20 protein-coding genes are annotated in these 21,785 nt (G+C 68.8%); all 20 read left to right on the plus strand.

The window, feature by feature from the left end; genetic code table 11:
- Positions 1–423 precede the first annotated feature (423 nt).
- The 20 genes from flhD to WT24_RS00850 all read left to right on the plus strand — a co-directional run bounded on the left by flhD (position 424) and on the right by WT24_RS00850 (position 21,780).
- The gene (gene flhD, locus WT24_RS00755) at positions 424–744 is read left to right on the plus strand and encodes a flagellar transcriptional regulator FlhD (RefSeq protein WP_034209585.1); all 321 of its coding nucleotides are present in this window, start codon (positions 424–426) and stop codon (positions 742–744) included.
- A gap of 92 nt (positions 745–836) precedes the next feature.
- A complete protein-coding gene (gene flhC / locus WT24_RS00760) occupies positions 837–1,391 on the plus strand; it encodes a flagellar transcriptional regulator FlhC (RefSeq protein WP_034209584.1) in 555 nt (184 codons plus the stop codon).
- 193 nt (positions 1,392–1,584) lie between these two features.
- A complete protein-coding gene (gene motA, locus WT24_RS00765) occupies positions 1,585–2,445 on the plus strand; it encodes a flagellar motor stator protein MotA (protein ID WP_059503269.1) in 861 nt (286 codons plus the stop codon).
- Positions 2,446–2,458: 13 nt separating this feature from the next.
- Positions 2,459–3,478 (plus strand): flagellar motor protein MotB, encoded by a 1,020-nt coding sequence (gene motB / locus WT24_RS00770; protein ID WP_059503271.1) that lies wholly within the window; start codon positions 2,459–2,461, stop codon positions 3,476–3,478.
- A gap of 16 nt (positions 3,479–3,494) precedes the next feature.
- Positions 3,495–3,872 (plus strand): response regulator, encoded by a 378-nt coding sequence (locus tag WT24_RS00775; protein ID WP_034209581.1) that lies wholly within the window; start codon positions 3,495–3,497, stop codon positions 3,870–3,872.
- Between the two features lie 33 nt (positions 3,873–3,905).
- A complete protein-coding gene (cheA, locus tag WT24_RS00780) occupies positions 3,906–6,161 on the plus strand; it encodes a chemotaxis protein CheA (protein WP_060030469.1) in 2,256 nt (751 codons plus the stop codon).
- A 47-nt stretch (positions 6,162–6,208) separates the two neighbouring features.
- The gene (cheW, locus tag WT24_RS00785) at positions 6,209–6,724 is read left to right on the plus strand and encodes a chemotaxis protein CheW (protein ID WP_059503277.1); all 516 of its coding nucleotides are present in this window, start codon (positions 6,209–6,211) and stop codon (positions 6,722–6,724) included.
- Between the two features lie 37 nt (positions 6,725–6,761).
- The gene (locus WT24_RS00790) at positions 6,762–8,720 is read left to right on the plus strand and encodes a methyl-accepting chemotaxis protein (protein ID WP_060030471.1); all 1,959 of its coding nucleotides are present in this window, start codon (positions 6,762–6,764) and stop codon (positions 8,718–8,720) included.
- Positions 8,721–8,723: 3 nt separating this feature from the next.
- On the plus strand, positions 8,724–9,701 hold the full coding sequence (locus WT24_RS00795; protein ID WP_060030474.1) for a CheR family methyltransferase: 978 nt from the start codon (positions 8,724–8,726) through the stop codon (positions 9,699–9,701).
- Complete coding sequence (cheD, locus tag WT24_RS00800; protein ID WP_060030477.1) at positions 9,698–10,471, plus strand: chemoreceptor glutamine deamidase CheD; 774 nt, start codon at positions 9,698–9,700, stop codon at positions 10,469–10,471. Before WT24_RS00795 ends, cheD begins: the two co-directional genes overlap by 4 nt.
- Positions 10,468–11,559, plus strand: a complete 1,092-nt coding sequence (locus tag WT24_RS00805) for a chemotaxis response regulator protein-glutamate methylesterase (RefSeq protein ID WP_059503284.1) — start codon at positions 10,468–10,470, stop codon at positions 11,557–11,559. Before cheD ends, WT24_RS00805 begins: the two co-directional genes overlap by 4 nt.
- 67 nt (positions 11,560–11,626) lie before the next feature.
- Positions 11,627–12,022, plus strand: coding sequence for a chemotaxis response regulator CheY (gene cheY, locus WT24_RS00810; RefSeq protein WP_006754880.1), 396 nt, complete (start codon positions 11,627–11,629; stop codon positions 12,020–12,022).
- Between the two features lies 1 nt (position 12,023).
- Positions 12,024–12,755 carry a protein phosphatase CheZ gene (gene cheZ / locus WT24_RS00815; protein ID WP_059503287.1) on the plus strand — a complete coding sequence of 244 codons (732 nt, stop codon included), beginning with the start codon at positions 12,024–12,026 and terminating at the stop codon, positions 12,753–12,755.
- 258 nt (positions 12,756–13,013) lie between these two features.
- Complete coding sequence (locus WT24_RS00820) at positions 13,014–13,517, plus strand: DUF2844 domain-containing protein (protein ID WP_059503289.1); 504 nt, start codon at positions 13,014–13,016, stop codon at positions 13,515–13,517.
- Between the two features lie 16 nt (positions 13,518–13,533).
- A complete protein-coding gene (locus tag WT24_RS00825) occupies positions 13,534–14,769 on the plus strand; it encodes a DUF3443 family protein (RefSeq protein WP_059503291.1) in 1,236 nt (411 codons plus the stop codon).
- Positions 14,770–14,931: 162 nt separating this feature from the next.
- Positions 14,932–15,438 (plus strand): VOC family protein, encoded by a 507-nt coding sequence (locus WT24_RS00830; RefSeq protein ID WP_060030480.1) that lies wholly within the window; start codon positions 14,932–14,934, stop codon positions 15,436–15,438.
- 382 nt (positions 15,439–15,820) lie between these two features.
- On the plus strand, positions 15,821–17,020 hold the full coding sequence (gene flhB / locus WT24_RS00835; protein ID WP_060030483.1) for a flagellar biosynthesis protein FlhB: 1,200 nt from the start codon (positions 15,821–15,823) through the stop codon (positions 17,018–17,020).
- Positions 17,017–19,119: a flagellar biosynthesis protein FlhA gene (flhA, locus tag WT24_RS00840; protein WP_059503297.1), complete on the plus strand. Its 2,103-nt coding sequence runs from the start codon at positions 17,017–17,019 to the stop codon at positions 19,117–19,119. Before flhB ends, flhA begins: the two co-directional genes overlap by 4 nt.
- Positions 19,116–20,969: a flagellar biosynthesis protein FlhF gene (gene flhF / locus WT24_RS00845; protein WP_060030487.1), complete on the plus strand. Its 1,854-nt coding sequence runs from the start codon at positions 19,116–19,118 to the stop codon at positions 20,967–20,969. The genes flhA and flhF overlap by 4 nt, the downstream gene beginning before the upstream one ends.
- A complete protein-coding gene (locus WT24_RS00850; RefSeq protein ID WP_027806797.1) occupies positions 20,962–21,780 on the plus strand; it encodes a flagellar biosynthesis protein FlhG in 819 nt (272 codons plus the stop codon). Before flhF ends, WT24_RS00850 begins: the two co-directional genes overlap by 8 nt.
- Positions 21,781–21,785: the final 5 nt, after the last annotated feature.

Here is a 21,785-nt window from a genome sequence, read left to right on the forward strand (position 1 = left end):
CACGATGAAATACGCGAAAACCCCGAGAAAAAGGGCGCGGAATCGTGAATTGCCACAGCCATAACTATTGTTGCGCTATCGTGAAAAACCACTATAATTTTTACCGATCCGATTGTCGGCAGCCCTGCCGGCAAGCCTTGCGCCACGCGCGCGGCGGCCACTAGACCCCTCGCAACCGAATCCGCGTTGCAACCCGTTTTCCGACTGTCCCTTTCAATTCGCCTTGTCGGAAAAATTCCTACACGGTTTACAGACAAATCCTGCATGGCATACGCCACTTCGCTGATACCGACATAAATCCCGTTTGGCCAAAATTCGCCCTGTAAGACTATAAACGAGCCGACTGAGCGCCCGGTGCGCACTGATCGAGCAAACGTTTTCATAACATGAACGGCCAAAGCAAAGTTTTTTAACGGGGGAATCATGAGCGCCACCAGCGAAATGCTCAGTGAGATCAAAGAGGTCAACCTGTCGTACCTCCTCCTCGCGCAGCGCCTGCTGCGGGAAGACAAGGCGATGGGCATGTTCCGCATGGGCATTTCCCAGGAACTCGCCGACGTGCTCGCCAACCTCACGCTCGCCCAGACCGTGAAGCTGGCTGCGTCGAACCAGATGCTGTGCCGCTTCCGCTTCGATGATCACGCGCTGCTGTCGTCGCTCGCCGACAAGGGCCGCAGCGACGTCGTCACGCACGCCCACTCGGCCATCCTGATGGCCGGGCAGCAGGTCGAAGGCGTCCGCTGATCCATCCCGCCTTGCGTCTGTCCCGGCGTGCCGCGCCGGCCGGCAGCGTATCGGCTATTGATTCGAACAACGTCAAGCGGACGGTTATCACCATGGCAAGCAAAAGCGTCGTGATCGAGGTGAAGGAAATCACCCTCGCCATCGAACTGATCGAACTGGGCGCCCGGCTGCAGCTGCTGGAGGCGGAGACGAGCCTGTCGCGGGACCGTCTGATCAAGCTGTACAAGGAACTGAAGGGCGTGTCGCCGCCGAAGGGGATGCTGCCGTTCTCGACCGACTGGTTCATGACGTGGCAGCCGAACATCCACTCGTCGCTGTTCTACAACATCTACCGGTTCATGCAGGACCACGGCCGCTGCGAGCCGATCCAGTCGATCGTGAAGGCGTACCGGCTCTATCTGGAGCACGTGAACCTCTCCGGCGACGAGGCCGCGCTGAGCCTCACGCGGGCATGGACGCTGGTGCGCTTCTTCGATTCGGGGATGCTGCAGATGACGCCGTGCACGCGCTGCGGCGGCCACTTCGTCGCGCACGCGCATGATCCGCATCAAGGTTTCGTGTGCGGGCTGTGCCAGCCGCCGTCGCGCGCCGGCAAGACCCGCAAGGCCGCCGCCGCGCGCGCCGAACTGGCCGCCGCCGCGGCCTGAGCGCCAGGCCGGGCAAGGCAGGACGGGGCGCGCGCGGCGCACGGGCGACGCCCGCGGGCCGCGCGAATCGTCTGCGCATTGCTCTGGTAAACACCGTCGGGCCGCCGCCGGGCGGCCGCGAAAGTTTTCCTGCCGACTGCCGTAAACCTGTTTAACGGCGGTCTCCCCGCCGGTCTTTCGTGAGGGACAGGCAGTGCTGATTATCGTGGGAACACTCGTGACGCTGTTGTCCGTCTTCGGCGGTTATGCGCTGGCAGGCGGGCATCTGGGCGCCTTGATCCAGCCGGTCGAGATCCTGATGATCGTGGGCGCCGGCGTCGGCGCGTTCATTCTCGGCAACGGCGGCAAGACCATCAAGGCCACGCTGCGCGTGCTGCCGACGCTTTTCAAGGGCTCGAAATACACGAAGGACGTCTATATGGAGCTGATGGCGCTTCTTTACGTGCTGCTCGCGAAGGCACGCAAGGAAGGCACGCTGACGCTCGAGGCCGACATCGACGATCCGCAAAAGAGCCCGATCTTCACGCAATACCCGAAGATCCTCGCCGATCGCCACATCGTCGAATTCCTGACCGACTACCTGCGCCTGATGGTGGGCGGCAACATGAACGCGTTCGAGATCGAAAGCCTGATGGACGAGGAGATCGAGACGCACCACGCGGAAGGCGAAGGCCCGGCGCACGCGCTGATGCGCGTCGGCGACGCGATGCCGGCGTTCGGCATCGTCGCGGCTGTGATGGGCGTCGTGCACACGATGGCGTCGGCCGACAAGCCGCCCGCGGTGCTGGGCGCGATGATCGCGCAGGCGCTGGTCGGCACGTTCCTCGGGATCCTGCTGTCGTACGGGCTGATCGGGCCGCTCGCGAGCCTCGCGGAGCAGCGCGTTGCCGAGTCGACCAAGATGTTCCAGTGCATCAAGGTGACGATCCTCGCGACGCTGAACGGCTATGCGCCGGCGATCGCGGTCGAGTTCGGCCGCAAGGTGCTGTTCTCCACCGAGCGCCCGTCGTTCTCCGAGCTCGAAGAACATGTGCGCCGCGTGAAGGCGAAGTGACGCGGAGCGACCGATGAGCAAGAGCAAGGATCGCGCGATCGTCGTCAAGCGGGTGGCCCCGGCGAAGAAGGGCCACCACGGCGGCGCATGGAAGCTCGCGTACGCGGACTTCATGACCGCGATGATGGCGTTCTTCCTGCTGATGTGGCTGCTGAGTTCGGTCACGCCGGTGCAGCTGAAGGGGATCGCCGAATACTTCAACATGCCGCTGAAGGCCGCGATTCTCGGCAGCGGCGATCGCAGCTCGCAGGACGCGAGCATCATCAACGGCGGCGGCCGCGACCTGTCGAGCGTCGACGCCGGCACGCTGCGCCGCACCGACGGCACGACGTCGCTCGCCGAGCGCGTCGCGAAGCCGGTCGACGAGCATGCGCAAGCGCAGGCGCAGGGCGCGCTCGAACGGCTCGAGCAGGCGCGCCTGCACGACCTGCAGATCAAGCTGATGGCCGCGATCGAGGCCAATCCGACGCTGCGCCAGTTCAAGCAGCAGATCCGCATCGATTCGACGCTGATGGGGCTGCGCATCGAGATCGTCGATACGCAGAAGCGGCCGATGTTCGCGATGTCGAGCGACCACGTCGAGCCGTACATGCGCGACATCCTGCGCGAGATCGGCAAGACGCTGAACGACGTGCCGAACCGGATCATCGTCCAGGGCCATACCGACGCCGTGCCGTACGCGGGCGGCGAGGGCGGCTACAGCAACTGGGAGCTGTCGGCCGATCGCGCGAACGCGTCGCGCCGCGAGCTGATCTCCGGCGGCATGGACGAGGCGAAAGTGCTGCGCGTGCTGGGCCTCGCGTCGACGCAGAACCTGAACAAGGCCGATCCGCTCGATCCGGAAAACCGCCGGATCAGCGTGATCGTGCTGAATCGCAAATCCGAAGAAGCGCTGATGCGCGACGACGCGACGACGACGACGCTGTCCGCCGACGCGGCCGGTTCGAAGCTGCTCGCGCAGCAGCTCGGCGGCCCGGCGCCGGCGGTGCGTCCGGTCGTGGCGAGCGCCGTTGCCGTGGCGCCGAAACCCTGACGTTTCCGAGACAGACATGATCCGAACCATTCTCGCCATCGACGACTCCGCGACCATGCGTGCGCTGCTGCAGGCCACGCTTGCGCAGGCCGGCTACGACGTGACGGTGGCGCCGGACGGCGAAGCCGGCTTCGACATGGCGGCGACGGCGCCGTACGACCTGGTTCTGACCGACCAGAACATGCCGCGCAAGAGCGGGCTCGAGGTGATCGCCGCGCTGCGCAAGCTGAGCGCGTACGCGGACACGCCGATCCTCGTGCTGACGACCGAGGGCAGCGACGCGTTCAAGGACGCCGCACGCGACGCGGGTGCGACCGGCTGGATCGAAAAGCCGATCGACCCGGGCGTGCTGGTCGACCTGGTCGCCACGCTGTCCGAGCCGGCTGCCTCCTGACATGAACGCGACGAATTCAACCGGTGACCGGGCATGACTCTCGACATCACTCAGTTCTACCAGACCTTTTTCGACGAAGCGGACGAGCTGCTCGCGCAGATGGAGCAGCTGCTGCTGAATCTCGACGTCGATTCGCCCGATCCCGAGGATCTGGCGGCGATCTTTCGCGCTGCGCATTCGATCAAGGGCGGCGCGGCGACGTTCGGCTTTTCCGCGCTGACCGATACGACGCACATCCTCGAATCGCTGCTCGACCGCGCACGCAACCATGAGCTGACGCTGACCAAGGACATGGTCGACGCGTTCCTCGAGACCAAGGACGTGCTGTCCGACCAGCTCGTCGACTACCGCGCGAGCGCCGAACCGGACGCGGCCGCCGCCGCGGCGATCTGCGCAAAGCTCGAGCGGCTGAAGGCCGAAAGCGGGGCGGGTGCATCCGCTGCCGCAGCCGAGCCCGCGCCGGCCGCCCCGGTTGCCCCGGTTGCCGCAGCCGTGGCGCCGCCCGCCGCGCCCGCCGCCGGCGGCGACCGTGCGCCCGACCATGTGGTCGAGCAGGCCGTCGCGGCCGCGCATCCGGCGGCCGACGCCGGCGGCCCGCACCTGAAGATCACGCTGGTCGGCGTCGACGCGAAGGACCAGGCGCTGCTCACCGAGGAACTCGGCAACCTCGGCCGGATCGTCGGCCGCGAGGAAGCGGGCGCCGACCTGTCGCTGTGGGTCGAATCGGACGTGCCGTCCGACGATATCGTCGCGGTGTGCTGCTTCGTGATCGACGAAAGCCAGATCCGCGTTGCGCACGGCACGGCGCCGGCCGCGCAGGCGGCACCGGCCGTCGCGCAGGACACCGCCGTGGCTGCCGAAGCGGCCGCCGCCGCGCAGCCCGCGCGCGTCGAGGTGTTCGCGCCGCAGGCTGCCGCACCGCAGCCGGCCGCTCCGGCGCCGGCACCGGCCGAGCCGCCCGCGGCCGCAGCGCAGCCGCAGCCGCAACAGCACGCTCAACCGCAACCGGCCGAACACGCGGCGCCGGCCGCCGCGCATCACGACGACAAGCGCGCCCGCCCGGCCGCCGCGGCCGCGGGCGGCGCCGAAGGCAGCTCAATCCGCGTCGGCGTCGAGAAGGTCGATCAACTGATCAACCTCGTCGGTGAACTGGTGATCACGCAGGCGATGCTGGCCGAGACGGCGAGTGCGTTCGATCCGGCGCTGCACGACCGCCTGTTCAACGGGATGGCGCAGCTCGAGCGCAACGCGCGCGACCTGCAGGAAGCGGTGATGTCGATCCGCATGATGCCGATGGACTACGTGTTCAGCCGCTTCCCGCGGCTCGTGCGCGACCTCGCCGGCAAGCTCGGCAAGCAGGTCGAGCTGGTCACGTTCGGCCAGGCGACCGAGCTCGACAAGAGCCTGATCGAACGGATCATCGATCCGCTCACGCACCTGGTGCGCAACAGCCTCGACCACGGCATCGAAACCGTCGACAGGCGCGTCGCCGCCGGCAAGGATGCGGTCGGCCAGCTCGTGCTGTCGGCCGCGCATCACGGCGGCAACATCGTGATCGAGGTGAGCGACGACGGCGCGGGCCTGAACCGCGAGCGGATCCTCGCGAAGGCCGCGAAGCAAGGCATGCAGATCTCCGAGAACATCAGCGACGACGAAGTGTGGCAACTGATCTTCGCGCCGGGCTTCTCGACCGCCGAGACTGTGACCGACGTGTCGGGCCGTGGCGTCGGGATGGACGTGGTGAAGCGCAACATCCAGTCGATGGGCGGCCACGTCGAGATCTCGTCTCAGGCCGGCCGCGGCACGACCACGCGGATCGTGCTGCCGCTCACGCTGGCGATCCTCGACGGGATGTCGGTGAAGGTCGGCAGCGAGATCTTCATCCTGCCGTTGAACTTCGTGATGGAGTCGCTGCAGCCGTCGAACGACGACATCTACACGGTCGGCAACGGCGAGCGCGTGGTGCGCGTGCGCGGCGAATACCTGCCGCTGGTCGCGCTGCACGAGGTGTTCTCGGTCGACGACGCGCGCACCGACCCGACGCAGGGGATCGTCACGATCATGGAAACCGAGGGGCGCCGCTTCGCGATGCTGATCGACGAGCTGGTCGGCCAGCAGCAGGTGGTCGTGAAGAACCTCGAAACCAACTACCGCAAGGTGCACGGCATCTCGGCGGCGACCATTCTCGGCGACGGCAGCGTCGCACTGATCGTCGACGTCGCGGCGCTGAACCGCGAAACCCGTGCGACGCACGGCGCCCGTGCCGGCGCCGAGCTCGCGATGTTCTGACTCTCGCCATCAACCGATTGGGGGCAAACGTGTCTGCTGAAGTCCAAATGATCAATCCGGCCGCGGCGAACGCGGTAACGAGCCGCCGCGACGCGGAACACGGCGACGCGACGGGCCAGGAATTCCTCGTGTTCACGCTCGGTGACGAGGAATACGGGATCGACATCCTGAAAGTGCAGGAAATCCGCGGCTACGACAGCGTCACGCGCATCGCGAACGCGCCCGAGTTCATCAAGGGCGTGATCAACCTGCGCGGGATCATCGTGCCGATCGTCGACATGCGGATCAAGTTCCATCTCGGCCGCGTCGAGTACGACCACCAGACCGTCGTGATCATCCTGAACGTGTCGAACCGCGTGGTCGGGATGGTGGTCGACGGCGTGTCGGACGTGCTGACGCTGCAGACCGACCAGATCATGCCGGCGCCGGAATTCGGCGCGACGCTGACGACCGAGTACCTGACGGGCCTCGGCACGGTCGACGGCCGGATGCTGATCCTGATGGACATCGAGAAGCTGATGTCGAGCCGTGAAATGGCGCTGATCGAGACGCTCGGCGGGTAAGCGCGCCGCGCGCGCAGCAATTTCGGGAGAATCTGCAATGTTGCATAACTGGTCGATCCGCACGACGCTCACGGCGGTCGGACTCATCCTCGTGTGCCTGACCGCCGCGGTCGGCGGGCTCGGCCTCTACGCGCTGAATCACGCGAGCCGCTCGCTCGACGAGATCGCGCACGTCGACCTGCCGGCGATCCACACGCTCGACGACACGGCCGCGCACCTGCTGCGCTCGCGCGTGGCGCTCGACCGCTTCCGTACGCTGACCGAAGCCGGCAATGCGGCCGAGGCCGCGAAGGTGCTCGAGCGCGCGCAGGCGCTGTATGCAAAGTCGAACCAGAACTGGCAGGCGTTCCAGTCGACGCCGAAACCCGGTATCGAGCAGGCGCTCGTCGACGAGCTCACCGCACGGTATACGACGATCGTGAAGGAAGGCGTCGAGCCCGAATTCGCCGCGGCGCGCGCGGGCGACATGGCGGCGTACCACGCGATCGCCGACACGAAGATCAGCCCGATGTTCGTCGCGTTCGACCAGACGGCGGCGGCCGTGATCGCGGCGCTGCAGAAGCGCGCGGAAGAACGTCAGACCGAGACGCAGTCGCAGATCTCGATGATGATCGCGCTGATCGCGGCCGGCATCGCGATCGCGTTCGTCGTCGTGATCGCGATTCGCTTCGCGCTGCGCGGGCTGATCGTCAAGCCGCTGGAAGACGCGATCGCGCACTTCGAGCGCATCGCCGGCGGCGATCTCACGCAGCCGGTGAGCGTGTTCAGCAACAACGAGATCGGCCGCCTGTTCGGCGGCATCAAGCGGATGCAGGACGCCGTCACGACGATGGTGCAGGCGGTGCATCGCGGCACCGAGTCGATCGACGTCGGCGCGCGCGAGATCGCGACCGGCAACACCGACCTGTCGCAGCGCACCGAGGAGCAGGCCGCATCGCTGCAGGAAACCGCGTCGAGCATGGAGCAACTGACGGGCACCGTGCGGCAGAACGCGGAAAACGCGCGGCAGGCGAGCCAGCTCGCGGTGAATGCATCGGACATCGCGACGCAGGGCGGCGAAGTGGTCGGCCAGGTCGTGTCGACGATGCAGGACATCGCGGCGAGCTCGGGCAAGGTCGTCGACATCATCGGCACGATCGAAGGCATCGCGTTCCAGACCAACATCCTCGCGCTGAACGCGGCCGTCGAAGCGGCGCGGGCCGGCGAGCAGGGCCGCGGCTTCGCGGTGGTCGCGGGCGAGGTGCGCTCGCTCGCGCAGCGCAGCGCGAGCGCCGCGAAGGAAATCAAGCAGTTGATCGGCGATTCGGCCGAGAAGGTCGACAGCGGCTCGGCGCTCGTCGCGCGCGCCGGCTCGACGATGGACGAGATCGTGCAGGCCGTGCGCCGCGTGACCGACATCATGGGCGAGATCAGCGCCGCGTCCGACGAGCAGTCGACCGGCATCGAGCAGGTCAATCGCGCGGTCGGCCAGATGGATGCGGTCACGCAGCAGAATGCGGCGCTCGTCGAGCAGGCGGCCGCCGCGGCTGCATCGCTCGAGGAGCAGACGCGCCAGATGAAGGCGATCGTGTCGGGCTGGCGTGTCGCGGGCGGCATCGCGCTCGCGCCGGCGCGCGGCGTCGCGCGGCCGATCGCGCACGAACCGGCCGCGCTGCCGTCGGAATCGCGCGACCGTGCGCCGGTCGCCGCGCTGCCGGCGCCGCAGGCGGCGGCCCAACCGGCGGCACGCCGCGCCGCGCCGGCGTCGCGCGCGGCAGCCGCGGGCGCCGCCCCCGAACCGAAGCGCGAGGCCGATGCCGCCGCGCGTACGCAGAAGGACGCAGCGGCTTCACGTGGCGGCGCCGCGGCGGGCGGTTACGGCCCGCGTCTCGCGAAGACGGTCGCGCCGGCGGACAAGCCGGCCGCGAAACCCGCGCTCGTGCGCCCGGCGCTGAACGGCGAGAAGCCGTCGCTGGCGGCCGCCGGCGCGTCCGACGACGACTGGGAGACCTTCTAAACCATGTCGCACGCGCGCGCGCCGTTTCGACCCGATGCACCGGATGCCTCGCCTCGCGCGGGCGAGCCGGGGCGCGACTTCGCGTTCACCGGCGCGGATTTCGCCCGCATCCGCGCGCTGATCCACCAACGCGCGGGCATCTCGCTGTCCGAGCACAAGCGCGACATGGCCTACAGCCGTCTCGCGCGACGGCTGCGGGCGCGCGGCCTCGACACGTTTCGCGACTACCTCGACCTGCTCGAGCAGGAAGACGATCCGCTCGAGTGGGAAGCGTTCACCAACGCGCTGACGACCAACCTGACCGCGTTTTTCCGCGAGTCGCACCATTTCCCGATCCTGTCCGAGTTCGTGAAATCGCGGCCGGCGCCGGTATCGGTCTGGTGCTCGGCGGCGTCGACCGGCGAGGAGCCGTACTCGATCGCGATCACGCTGATCGAGGCGCTCGGCGAAACGGCTGCGCGCAGCGCGTCGATCCTCGCGACCGATCTCGACACGCAGGTGCTCGCGAAGGCCGAAGCCGGCATCTACACGTACGACCAGGTCAAGCACCTGTCGCCGGAGCGGCTGAAGCGCTTCTTCCTGAAGGGCACGGGCGCGCAGGCCGGCCGCGTGAAGGTGCGCCCCGAGCTGCGCGCGATGATCCGCTTCGAACAGTTGAACCTGACCGATGCGGATTACGGGATCGCGAAGCCGTTCGACGCGATCTTCTGCCGCAACGTGATGATCTATTTCGACAAGCCGACGCAGGGGCAGGTGCTGTCGCGCTTCGAGCCGCTCGTGAAGCCGGGCGGGCTGCTGTTCGCCGGCCATTCGGAGAACTTCACGTATGTGACGCAGGCGTTCCGGCTGCGCGGGCAGACGGTGTACGAACTGACGCGCGACGCCGCGCAGAGCGCACGGCCGCGCGGCGCGCAGGCGAGCGCGATGCCGTCGCGCGCGCGGGCCGCGGGCGGTGCGCTCGCCTATGGAGAGCGCGGATGAGCGCACTGCCGATCGCGACCAATCGCTACTTCGACAACCACTTCGAGCGCCCCGGCGTGAAGCTGTTGCCGAACGAGTTCTACACGACGGCCGAGGACATGGTGCTGATGACCGTGCTCGGCTCGTGCGTCGCCGCGTGCCTGCACGACCCGTACGCGGGCATCGGCGGGATGAACCACTTCATGCTGCCGGACGACGGCGCCGATCCGGGCGCGGCCGCGTCGGAATCGATGCGCTACGGCGCGTATGCGATGGAAGTGCTGATCAACGAGCTGATCAAGGCCGGCGGGCGCCGCGAGCGCATCGAGGCGAAGGTGTTCGGCGGCGCGGCCGTGCTGGCCGGGATGACGACGATCAACATCGGCGATCGCAACGCGGATTTCGTGCGCCGCTATCTCGCGCTCGAGCGCATCCGCATTACCGCGGAAGACCTGCAGGGCGTGCATCCGCGCAAGGTCGCGTTCATGCCGCACAGCGGGCGCGCGATGGTGAAGAAGCTGCGGCTGCAGGTGCCGGGCGTGACCGAGCGCGAAGCCGCGCTCGCGCGCGAGGCCGATCGCGCCCGCGCCGCGCGCCCGCGCGCGCACGTCGAGCTGTTCGCCGCGAAGCGGCCGGCGGCGCCGCAACCGGCGCGCCCGCGCATCGAGCTGTTCGGCGCGCGCGGCGCCGCACCGGCCGGCAGTGGCGGCGGCGCGCGGACGGCGAACCCGCATGCCGGGAGCCCGGGCGCCCCGTACGCGGCGACCCTATCAAGAAAGCAGGAGGCATGACCGCAGTGCAGAAGATCAAAGTGTTGTGCGTCGACGATTCGGCGCTGATCCGCAGCCTGATGACCGAGATCATCAACAGCCAGCCCGACATGACGGTGTGCGCGACCGCGCCCGACCCGCTCGTCGCGCGCGAGCTCATCAAGCAGCACAACCCCGACGTGCTCACGCTCGACGTCGAAATGCCGCGCATGGACGGGCTCGACTTCCTCGAGAAACTGATGCGCCTGCGGCCGATGCCGGTCGTGATGGTGTCGTCGCTGACCGAGCGCGGCTCGGAAATCACGCTGCGTGCGCTCGAACTCGGCGCGGTGGATTTCGTCACGAAGCCGCGCGTCGGGATTCGCGACGGGATGCTCGACTACGCGGAAAAGCTCGCCGACAAAATCCGCGCGGCGTCGCGCGCGCGCGTGCGCCAGGCGCCGCAGCCGCAGGCCGCCGCCCGCACGGCGGACAGTGCCGCGGCTGCGCCGATGATCAACAACCCGCTCGTCAGTACCGAGAAGCTGATCATCATCGGCGCGTCGACGGGCGGCACCGAGGCGATCCGCGAAGTGCTGACGCCGCTGCCGCCCGATGCGCCGGCCGTGCTGATCGCGCAGCACATGCCGCCGGGCTTCACGAAGTCGTTCGCGCAGCGGCTGAACGGCCTGTGCCGGATCGCGGTGAAGGAAGCCGAGCACGGCGAGCGCGTGCTGCCGGGCCATGCGTACATCGCGCCGGGCCACGCGCACCTGTTGCTCGCGAGAAGCGGCGCGAACTATATTGCGCAACTGTCGGACGAGCCGCCGGTGAACCGGCACCGCCCGTCGGTCGACGTGCTGTTCCGCTCGGCGGCGACGCACGCGGGCAAGAACGCGATCGGCGTGATCCTCACCGGGATGGGCCGCGACGGCGCGGCCGGTCTGCTGGAAATGAAACGCGCGGGCGCTCACACGTTCGCGCAGGACGAAGCGAGCTGCATCGTGTTCGGGATGCCGCGCGAGGCGATCGCGCTCGGCGGCGCGGACGAGATCGCGCCGCTCGCCGACATGAGCCGCCGCGTGATGGCGCGCCTGGCGACGATGGGCGACCGCGTGCAGCGCGTGTGAAGGGAATGTCACGGGGCGCGTGCCACGATACGCGTCCCGACGGAAACGAATCTGGAAAGGAACGACGATGGACAAGAGCATGAAAATCCTGGTGGTGGACGATTTCCCGACGATGCGCCGGATCGTCCGCAACCTGCTCAAGGAACTGGGCTACACGAACGTCGACGAAGCCGAGGACGGCGCGGCCGGCCTCGCGCGGCTGCGCGGCGGCGGGTTCGACTTCGTGATCTCCGACTGGAACATGCCGAACCTCGACGGCCTCGCGATGCTGAAGGAAATCCGCGCCGACGCGACGCTCACGCACCTGCCGGTGCTGATGGTCACGGCCGAGTCGAAGAAGGAGAACATCATCGCGGCCGCGCAGGCCGGCGCGAGCGGCTACGTCGTGAAACCGTTCACGGCCGCGACGCTCGACGAGAAGCTGAACAAGATCATCGACAAGATGGCGAAAGCCGGGAGCTGACGTGAACGAGCCGATCCATGCGGCGCTCGCCGGCGCGGGGTTCAGCGCCGACAGCCATCCAGAAGGCGCCGACTTCCCGAGCGACCGCATTCTCGCGCGCATCGGCCACGTCACGCGCACGCTGCGCGATTCGATGCGCGAGCTCGGGCTCGACAAGCACGTCGAGCGTGCGGCGGAGGCCGTGCCCGATGCGCGCGATCGGCTGCGCTACGTCGCGACGATGACCGAGCAGGCCGCGGTGCGCGTGCTGAATGCGATCGAGGTCGCGAAGCCGATGCAGGAGCGCATCCAGAACGAGGCCGAGGCGCTTGACGCACGCTGGGCGCAGTGGTACGCCGCACCGATCGAGCACGCGGAAGTGCGCGAGCTGATGGACGATACGCGCGCGTTCCTGCGCACGTTGCCCGAGTCGACGTCGGCGACCCGCGCGCAACTCCTCGAGATCATGCTCGCGCAGGATTTCCAGGATCTGACCGGGCAGGTGATCAAGAAGATCATGGACATGGTCTACCTGATCGAGCAGCAGCTCCTCACCGTGCTCGTCGAGAACATCGCGCCGGAGCGGCGCGAGCAGTTCGCCGCCACCGCGGCCGCACTCGCGGCCGAGCAAATGAGCGCGACCGGCAGCCCCGAATCGCTGCTGAACGGCCCGCAGATCGCGCCGGAAGGCAAATCCGACGTCGTCCAGGATCAGGGGCAGGTCGACGACTTGCTCGCGAGCCTCGGCTTCTGATCCTGCCGCGGCGCATCCGCGCACCCCGTTCCGCGGGCCGTCCGATGCGCGCATTCCCCGTCCCCGCCTCGTTTTCCCGTGCGCGCCGCCCCTGCGCGGCGCGGCGCGATCCTGCGTCGAATTGACACTTCGCTACACTCCGCAGGCATACTACGCGTCAGCAGCAACGTAGCGTCATCCGTAAGATTGATAAGTTGGCAGGCGGCGTGGGCCGATGGCGGCGCCGTCGGCAACGAAGCCAGTCCCGTGGGGGGGAACGTGAAGCTGAAACGCTTGGGCTGGACCGTCGCGCATGCGACGGCTGCAATGGGTGTGCTGTGGGCCGTCCACGCACACGCGGAACTGGGCGGCGCGCCGATGTCGCCGCCGGCGGACGATCAGGCCGCCACCGTGCGTGCGCTGCAGCGCGCGATGCGCTCGGCGGACGGCGTGCAGACGAGCACGGCCGCCTATACCGTCCGCGAGATCACGCTCGGATCGGGCACCGTCATCCACGAATACACGTCGGCCGCCGGCAGCGTGTTCGGCCTCGCGTGGCGTGGGCCGACGATGCCGGATCTCGCGTCGCTGCTCGGCAGCTATTTCCCGCAGTACACCGCCGGCGTCCAGGCGGCGCACCGGGCGCGCGGCTGGCGCGCACCGGTGGCCGTCGAGACGAGCGGCCTCGTGATCCGGACGGGCGGCCACATGGGCGCCTTCTCCGGCCAGGCATGGCTGCCGTCGGCGCTGCCGGCCGGCGTGGCCGGCACCGATATCCAGTGACAGCGGGAGAGCGATCTTGAGCATTCCTCGTACATTCAAGCGCTGGCTCGGCGTGCTGGGCCTCCTGGCCGCAACGGCCGTGCTCGTGACGGCATGCGGCGGCGGCGACGGCGGCGGTGGCGGTTCGGCCAACAACGGCAACACGGGCGGCAACGGCTCGGGCGGATCCGACGGCAACAGCGGCAACACGGCCGTCATCACGGTCGGCGCGGGCGCCGCGAACGTGATCAACATCCCGACCATCAGCGTGAAGGTCTGCGTGCCGGGCACGTCGAACTGCCAGATCGTCAACAACGTGCTCGTCGATACCGCGTCCTACGGGCTGCGGCTCGTCGGCAGCGCGGTGGCGGGCGTGCACGACAGCCTGCCGCAGGTGACGAGCGGCGGCGCGCCGGTCGCCGAATGCGGCAAGTTCGTGTCGAGCTACACGTGGGGGTCGGTGCGCACCGTCGACCTGTCGATCGGCGCCGAGCAGGCGAGCTCGCTGCCCGTGCAGATCATCGGCGACCTCGGCACGACGAACGTGCCGAGCTCGTGCACGAACGGCGGCGCGTCGGCCAACTCGACCGGCGCGCTCGGCGCGAACGGGATCCTCGGCATCGGGCCGGCGCCGTACGACTGCGGCACGACCTGCGCGACGTCGACGTCGACGAGCAACAACTACTACGCGTGCCCGAACGGCGACAACGCGAGCTGCACGGTCGCGCTCGTGCCGCTCGCGCAGCAGGTGGCCAACCCGGTGCATCGGTTCGCGAACAACGACGGCGTGAGCGTGCAGATGCCCGACATCTCGTCCAGCGGGCAGGCGAGCGCAACCGGCACGCTGACGTTCGGCCTGCCGAGCCTGAGCGGCAAGACGGTGATGACGTCGACCACGACCGGCGACGTCAGCGCGACGTTCCAGGGGCGCAACGTGACCGCGTTCTTCGATACGGGCTCGAACGCGTATTTCTTCAACGATTCGCAGACGGTCTGTTCGAGGAATACGCAGTTCTACTGCCCGTCGGCCACGACGCCCTACTCGGCCACGCTGAGCGGCCAGAACGGCGCGTCGGGCACCGTGTCGATGACGGTCGCGAACGCGGATGCGCTGTTCGCGAACCCGTCGACGTTCGCGTTCAACGACATCGCGGGCCCGTTCGGCTCGTCCAGCTGGCTCGACATCGGCATGCCGCACTTCTACGGCAAGACGATCTACTTCGGGATGGACAAGACCGCGAGCGGCGGCGCGCAGCCGTTCGTCGCGTTCTGACGCGGCACGGCCGGACGCAGCAACGAGGGGGCGAGCGATCGCCCCCTTTTTATTCCGATGCGCCGGGCGTGCGCTACGGACCGGATCGCTGCCAGACGCCGGCATAGCGCCTACGATGTAAGACCGGCACCGGTGCCGGCACGACATCGAGGAGACAACGCCATGAACCCGCGTATCCAGCGCATCACGCCGTTCCTGTGGTTCGACCGCGACGCCGAGGCGGCGGCCGATTTCTACGTATCGGTGTTCGACAACGCGCGTATCGTGCACGTCGCGCGCTACGGCAAGGCCGGCGCGCACGCGTCCGGCAACGCCGAGGGCGCGGTGATGACCGTTGCGTTCGAGCTCGACGGGCAGGCGTTCGTCGCGTTGAACGGCGGCCCCGCGTTCCAGATGACGCCGGCCGTGTCGTTCGTCGTCAACTGCCGCGACCAGGACGAGATCGACCATTACTGGGCGCGCCTGTCCGAAGGCGGCGACGAGCGCGCGCAGCAATGCGGCTGGCTGCGCGACCGCTTCGGCGTGTCGTGGCAGGTCGTGCCCGTGCAGATGGCCGAACTGATGACGGGCGACCCGGCCCGCGCCGAGCGCGTGATGGCGCAGGTGATGACGATGAAGAAGCTCGATCTCGGCGCGCTGCAGCGGGTGGCGGCAGGCGAATCCGCTTAGGCCGCTCAGGTCGTTCGGGCCGGCGGCCGCCGGCCTGTCCCGAAGCCCGAAGCCCGAAGCTCGACGCCCGACTCCCGACTCCCGACTCCCTTGCGTCTGGCCCCGTTTCCCCCGATCTTTCCCCCGTCGTTTCACCGTTCCCCCTCGCATTACGCCGCGGCCGTCCCGGTTGCGACCGCCGCTTCGCCCATGCACCGACCGGACCGTTTTCCGCCCCGCGTCGCATCGTTCCGCCCCGATCCGACAGCGTTTGCGGCGGCTCGCCCGATTGCCCGAAATACCCCCCTTTCCCGGCTTTGCTCGACCGATCGGCGTTTGACGCCTCCATGAATAATCGGTGTCACTGGAAAGCGGCATTCCGCCGTACCCGACCGGAGGCCCCGTGGCAGACGAGAGCGATCTCGACAAGACCGAAGCCGCCACTCCCAGGCGCCGCGAGAAGGCGCGCGAGGAGGGGCAGGTCGCGCGTTCGCGCGAACTGGCTTCGTTCGCGCTGCTCGCGGCGGGATTCTACGGCGCATGGCTGCTCGCGGGTCCGTCGGGCGGGCACCTGCAGGCGATGCTGCGCGGCGCGTTCACGTTCGATCGCGCGACCGCGTTCGACACCAACCGGATGCTGTCGGCGGCCGGCAGCGCGAGCCTCGAAGGCTTCGCCGCGCTGCTGCCGCTGCTCGCGCTCACCGGCGTCGCCGCGCTGCTCGCGCCGATGGTGCTCGGCGGCTGGCTGATTTCGCCAAAGACGTTCGAGCTGAAGTTCGACCGCCTGAACCCGATCTCGGGCCTCGGCCGGATCTTCTCGATCCAGGGGCCGATCCAGCTCGGGATGTCGGTCGCGAAGACGCTCGTCGTCGGCGGGATCGGCGGCATCGCGATCTGGCGCAGCAAGGACGAACTGCTCGGTCTCGCGACGCAGCCGCTCGGCGCCGCGCTGCCCGATGCGCTGCATCTGGTCGCCGTGTGCTGCGGCACGACGGTCGCCGGGATGCTGGTGGTTGCCGGGCTCGACGTGCCTTACCAACTCTGGCAGTACAACAAGAAGTTGCGCATGACGAAGGAAGAAGTGAAGCGCGAGCATCGCGAGAACGAAGGCGATCCGCACGTGAAGGGGCGAATCCGCCAGCAGCAGCGCGCAATCGCGCGCCGCCGGATGATGGCGGCCGTGCCGAAGGCCGACGTGGTGGTCACGAACCCGACGCACTTCGCGGTCGCGCTGCAATACACGGACGGCGAGATGCGCGCGCCGAAGGTCGTCGCGAAGGGCGTGAACCTCGTCGCCGCGCGCATCCGCGAGCTCGCGGCCGAACACAACGTGCCGCTGCTCGAAGCGCCGCCGCTCGCGCGTGCGCTGTATCACAACGTCGAACTCGAGCGCGAGATCCCCGGTTCGCTGTACTCGGCGGTCGCCGAAGTGCTCGCGTGGGTGTACCAGCTCAAGCGCTTCCGTTCGGAAGGCGGCGCGTTCCCGGCGGTGCCGGTCGATCTCGACGTGCCGGCCGAACTCGACAAGGGCGCGTCGGTGTCCGCCGACGACGAGCGCGAAGAAGCCGAAGACACGCTCGGCAAGCAAGGGAGCGCAGCATGAGCACCCCGACCACCGGCCTGTTCGCGAAGCGCGCGAACCCGTTCGCGGGCACGAACCTGCGCGCGCTCGCGGGCCCGATCCTCATCTGCATGATCCTGGGGATGATGATCCTGCCGCTGCCGCCGCTGCTGCTGGATCTGCTGTTCACGTTCAACATCGCGCTGTCCGTGATGGTGCTGCTCGTCAGCATGTACACGATGAAGCCGCTCGACTTCGCGGCGTTCCCGAGCGTGCTGCTGTTCTCGACGCTCCTGCGCCTGTCGCTGAACGTCGCGTCGACGCGCGTCGTGCTGCTCGAAGGGCACACCGGGCCGGACGCGGCCGGCCAGGTGATCGAGGCGTTCGGCCACTTCCTCGTCGGCGGCAACTTCGCGGTCGGCATCGTCGTGTTCGTGATCCTGATGATCATCAACTTCATGGTGATCACGAAGGGCGCGGGGCGGATCGCCGAAGTGTCCGCGCGTTTCACGCTCGACGCGATGCCCGGCAAGCAGATGGCGATCGACGCCGACCTGAACGCGGGCCTCATCAACGAGGAACAGGCGCGCAAGCGGCGCCTCGCGGTATCGCAGGAAGCCGAGTTCTACGGGTCGATGGACGGCGCGTCGAAGTTCGTGCGCGGCGACGCGATCGCCGGCCTGATCATCATGGCGATCAACGTGATCGGCGGGCTGATCGTCGGGATGGTCCAGCACGACATGTCGTTCGCCGCGGCCGGCACCAACTACACGCTGCTGACGATCGGCGACGGCCTCGTCGCGCAGATCCCGTCGCTCGTGATCTCGACCGCGGCCGGCGTGATCGTGTCGCGCGTCGCGACCGACGAGGACATCGGCACGCAGATCACCGGCCAGTTGTTCACGAACCCGCGCGTGCTGAACATCACCGGCGCGATCATCGCGCTGATGGGGCTCATCCCCGGAATGCCGCACTTCGCGTTCCTCGCGCTCGGCGGCGGCGCGATCTGGCTGGCGCGCACGCAGACGAGGCGCGCGGCGGCCCGCAAGGCGGCCGGCGACGTGACCGACATCGCGCCGCCCGCCGTGCTGCCGGCCGACAGCCACGAAGCGACGTGGGACGACGTGCAGCTGATCGACCCGCTCGGTCTCGAAGTCGGCTACCGGCTGATTCCGCTCGTCGACAAGAACAGCGACGGCGAGCTGCTCAAGCGCATCAAGAGCATCCGCAAGAAATTCGCGCAGGAAATCGGCTTCCTGCCGCCGGTGATCCATATCCGCGACAACCTCGAACTGCGGCCGAACGCGTACCGGATCGCGCTGAAGGGCGTCGAGATCGGCGTCGGCGAAGTGTTCCCGGGCCAGTGGCTCGCGATCAACCCGGGCCAGGTGACGGCCGCGTTGCCGGGCGCCGTCACGCAGGATCCCGCGTTCGGGCTGCCGGCCGTATGGATCGACGTCGCGCTGCGCGAGCAGGCTCAGGTGTACGGCTACACGGTGGTCGACGCGAGCACGGTCGTCGCGACGCACCTGAACCATCTCGTCGTCCAGCATGCGGCCGAGCTGCTCGGCCGCCAGGAAGTGCAGGCGCTCGTCGAGCGCACCGGCAAGGACGCGCCGTCGCTCGTCGAGGACCTCGTGCCGAAGACGATCTCGCTCACCACGCTGCAGAAGGTGCTGCAGAACCTGCTCGAGGAAGGCGTACCGATCCGCGACATGCGCACGATCCTCGAGGCCGTGTCCGAGCATGCGGGCCGCGGCGACGCGTACGAGATCACGGCCGCGGTGCGGCTCTCGCTCGGCCGCGCGATCACGCAGCAGTGGTATCCGGGCAACGGCGAAATGCAGGTGATGGGCCTCGACGCGAATCTGGAGCGCGTGCTGTCGCAGGCGCTCGCCACCGGCGCGAACCCGGGCCTCGAACCCGGCCTCGCGCACAACCTACTGACCGGCACGCAGCAGGCGATGCTGCGTCAACAGAATCTCGGGCTGCCGCCCGTGCTGCTCGTGCAGCACGCACTGCGCGCGATGCTCGCGCGTTTCCTGCGCCGCAGCCTGCCGCAATTGAAAGTGCTGTCGTATGCCGAAGTGCCGGACACGCGCACGATCAAAGTCGTTAACGTCATCGGGGGTTCCGCTTGAACATTCGCAAATTCACCGGCGCAACGAGCCGCGACGCACTTCGTCTCGTGCGCGAGGCGCTCGGCGCCGACGCGGTCGTACTGTCGAACCGCACGCTCGATGACGGCAGCGTCGAAATCGTTGCACTCGCCGATTCGGATCTCGCCGCGGTGGCGCCGCCGGCCGCGCGTCCGCGTCTCGCGACGTCGCGCCAGCCGGAATCCGTGCCGGCCGCCGCCGTGCCGGGCATCGTATCGCGCCCGGGCATGGCGCCGCGCCCGGCCGTCAATCCGTATGCGGCAGGCGCAGGCGGGCTGCCGGACGTGTTCTCGTCCGTGTTCGGCGCGAGCGCCGACGCGCAAGAGGCCGACGTGCACGCTTCGTCGATCGATGCCGACGAGCCGGCGGCAGCGTCTTCGATCGCGGCGGCGACGGCCGGTGCGCCCGCTGCCGGTACGCCCGCTGCCGGTACGCCCGTCGCCGGTACGCCGGCCGCCGGCGCGCCGGCCGCCACTTCCGAACCCGCGCCGTGGCTGGTCGAGCACGCGAAGCGCCTGACGCAGCAGCGCGACGCGCTGATGGCCCGCGCGCAGGCGCCGGCCGAGCCGCGGGCGGGCGCGCCCGCGCCGCAAGCCGCGGCCGGCGCGACGCCGCACGACTGGGCGCGCGACATCGTGCGCGACGCGGAACGCCGGATGCCGGCCGCCGGAGCGCCGGCCGCCGGATCGCCGGCCGCCGGATCGCCGGCCGCCACGAAGCGCGCCTCCGACATGGGCGCATACGCCGCCAAGGCGACGGAACGCACGCGCCTGTCCGCGGACACGGCCGCCGCGGTAGCCGATGCGGTGAAGTCGCGCATCGAGCGGATCGTCAACGACACCGTGATGCAGGAGCTCGGCGAGCTGCGCGGGATGATGACGGAGCAGTTCGACAGCCTGATGTGGCACGACCGCCAGCGTCGCAGCGCCGTCCACGGCGCGCTGACGAAGCACCTGTTCGCGGCCGGCTTCTCCGCGCAGCTCGTGCGGATGCTGGTCGACAACCTGCCGTCCGGCGACGGCGCGCAGACTTTCGAGCAGGCCGCCGAATGGGCGCAGTCGGTGCTCGCGTCGAACCTGCCGGTGCTCGACAGCGAGGACGCGCTGATGGAGCGCGGCGGCGTGTTCGCGCTGATGGGGCCGACGGGCGTCGGCAAGACGACCACCACCGCGAAGCTGGCCGCGCGCTGCGTGATGCGCTTCGGCGCGAGCAAGGTCGCGCTGCTGACCACCGACAGCTACCGGATCGGCGGCCACGAGCAACTGCGCATCTTCGGCAAGATTCTCGGCGTGCCGGTTCACGCGGTGAAGGATGCGGGCGACCTCGCGCTCGCGCTGTCCGAGTTGCGCAACAAGCACATCGTGCTGATCGACACGATCGGCATGAGCCAGCGCGACCGCGCGGTGTCCGATCAGATCGCGATGCTGCACGGCGCGAACGCGCCGGTGCAGCGCCTGCTGCTGCTGAACGCGACGAGCCACGGCGACACGCTGAACGAAGTCGTGCAGGCGTACCGCAGCGCGGGCGAGCACCCCGACCTGGCCGGGCCTGACCTGGCCGGCTGCATTCTCACGAAGCTCGACGAGGCGACCCACCTCGGCGGCGTGCTCGACACGGTGATCCGCTACAAGCTGCCGGTCCACTACGTGTCGACCGGCCAGAAGGTGCCGGAGAACCTGTACGTCGCGTCGACACGATTCCTGCTGAAGAGCGCGTTCTGTGTGCCGCGCGACGGCTCGCCCTTCGTGCCGCAAGACGAGGACATGCCGACGCTGCTTTCCGCACTGACCGCACGTTCCACCGCCGAGCTGCACGAGGTGCGATTTGGATAAACGGATCATCGACCAGGCAGAAGGGCTGCGGCGCCTGCTGGCCGGGCGCGCGTCGCGCATCGTCGCGGTGACGGGCGGCCCGGCGGGCGTCGGCTGCACGTCCACCGTGGTGAACCTCGCGGCGGCGCTCGCGTCGCTCGGCAAGGACGTGCTCGTCGTCGACGAGCGCGCCGACGTGCATTCGGCCAGCGCGACGCTCGCCGGCGCGTGGCTGCGCGACGGCGAACGCACGCGGGTGGCGGCCGGCTTCGGCCTGTGCGGCGCCGCGCGGCTCGCGCGCGCCGGCTACAGCGACGCGCAACTGAGCGACTTCATCGACGGCCCGGCCGACATCGTCCTCGTCGACGCGCAGCTCGGCGCCGACGGGTCGTTCTCGGCGCTCGCGCGCGAAGCACACGACGTGCTGGTCGTCACGCGGGTCGCCGCGCAGGCGATCACCGAGGCGTACGCGTGCATGAAGCGGCTGCATTTCGCGCACGCGTTCGCGCAGTTCCGCGTGCTGACGAATCAGGTCGGCAGCCACGCGGACGCGAAGACGGCCTTCGACAACCTCGCGGGCGTCGCGAGCCGCTACCTGACCGTATCGATCGCCGACGCCGGCTGCGTGAGCGCCGATCCGCTCGTCGAGCACGCCCGCGAACTGATGCATGCGGTGGTCGACGCGTTCCCGTCGTCGGCTGCCGCGCGCGACTACCGGCAGATTGCCGCCGACCTGTTGTACTGGCCGATGCGCCCGCGTTCGGGCGCGGGCCGCGCGGTCCACGCCGGCGGCAAGCCGTCGTACGAGGCGGGCGCGGCACACGCCGCGTGAGCGCC

Origin of the sequence: Burkholderia sp. MSMB1078WGS, from assembly GCF_001528895.1 — a bacterium.
Taxonomy (GTDB): domain Bacteria; phylum Pseudomonadota; class Gammaproteobacteria; order Burkholderiales; family Burkholderiaceae; genus Burkholderia.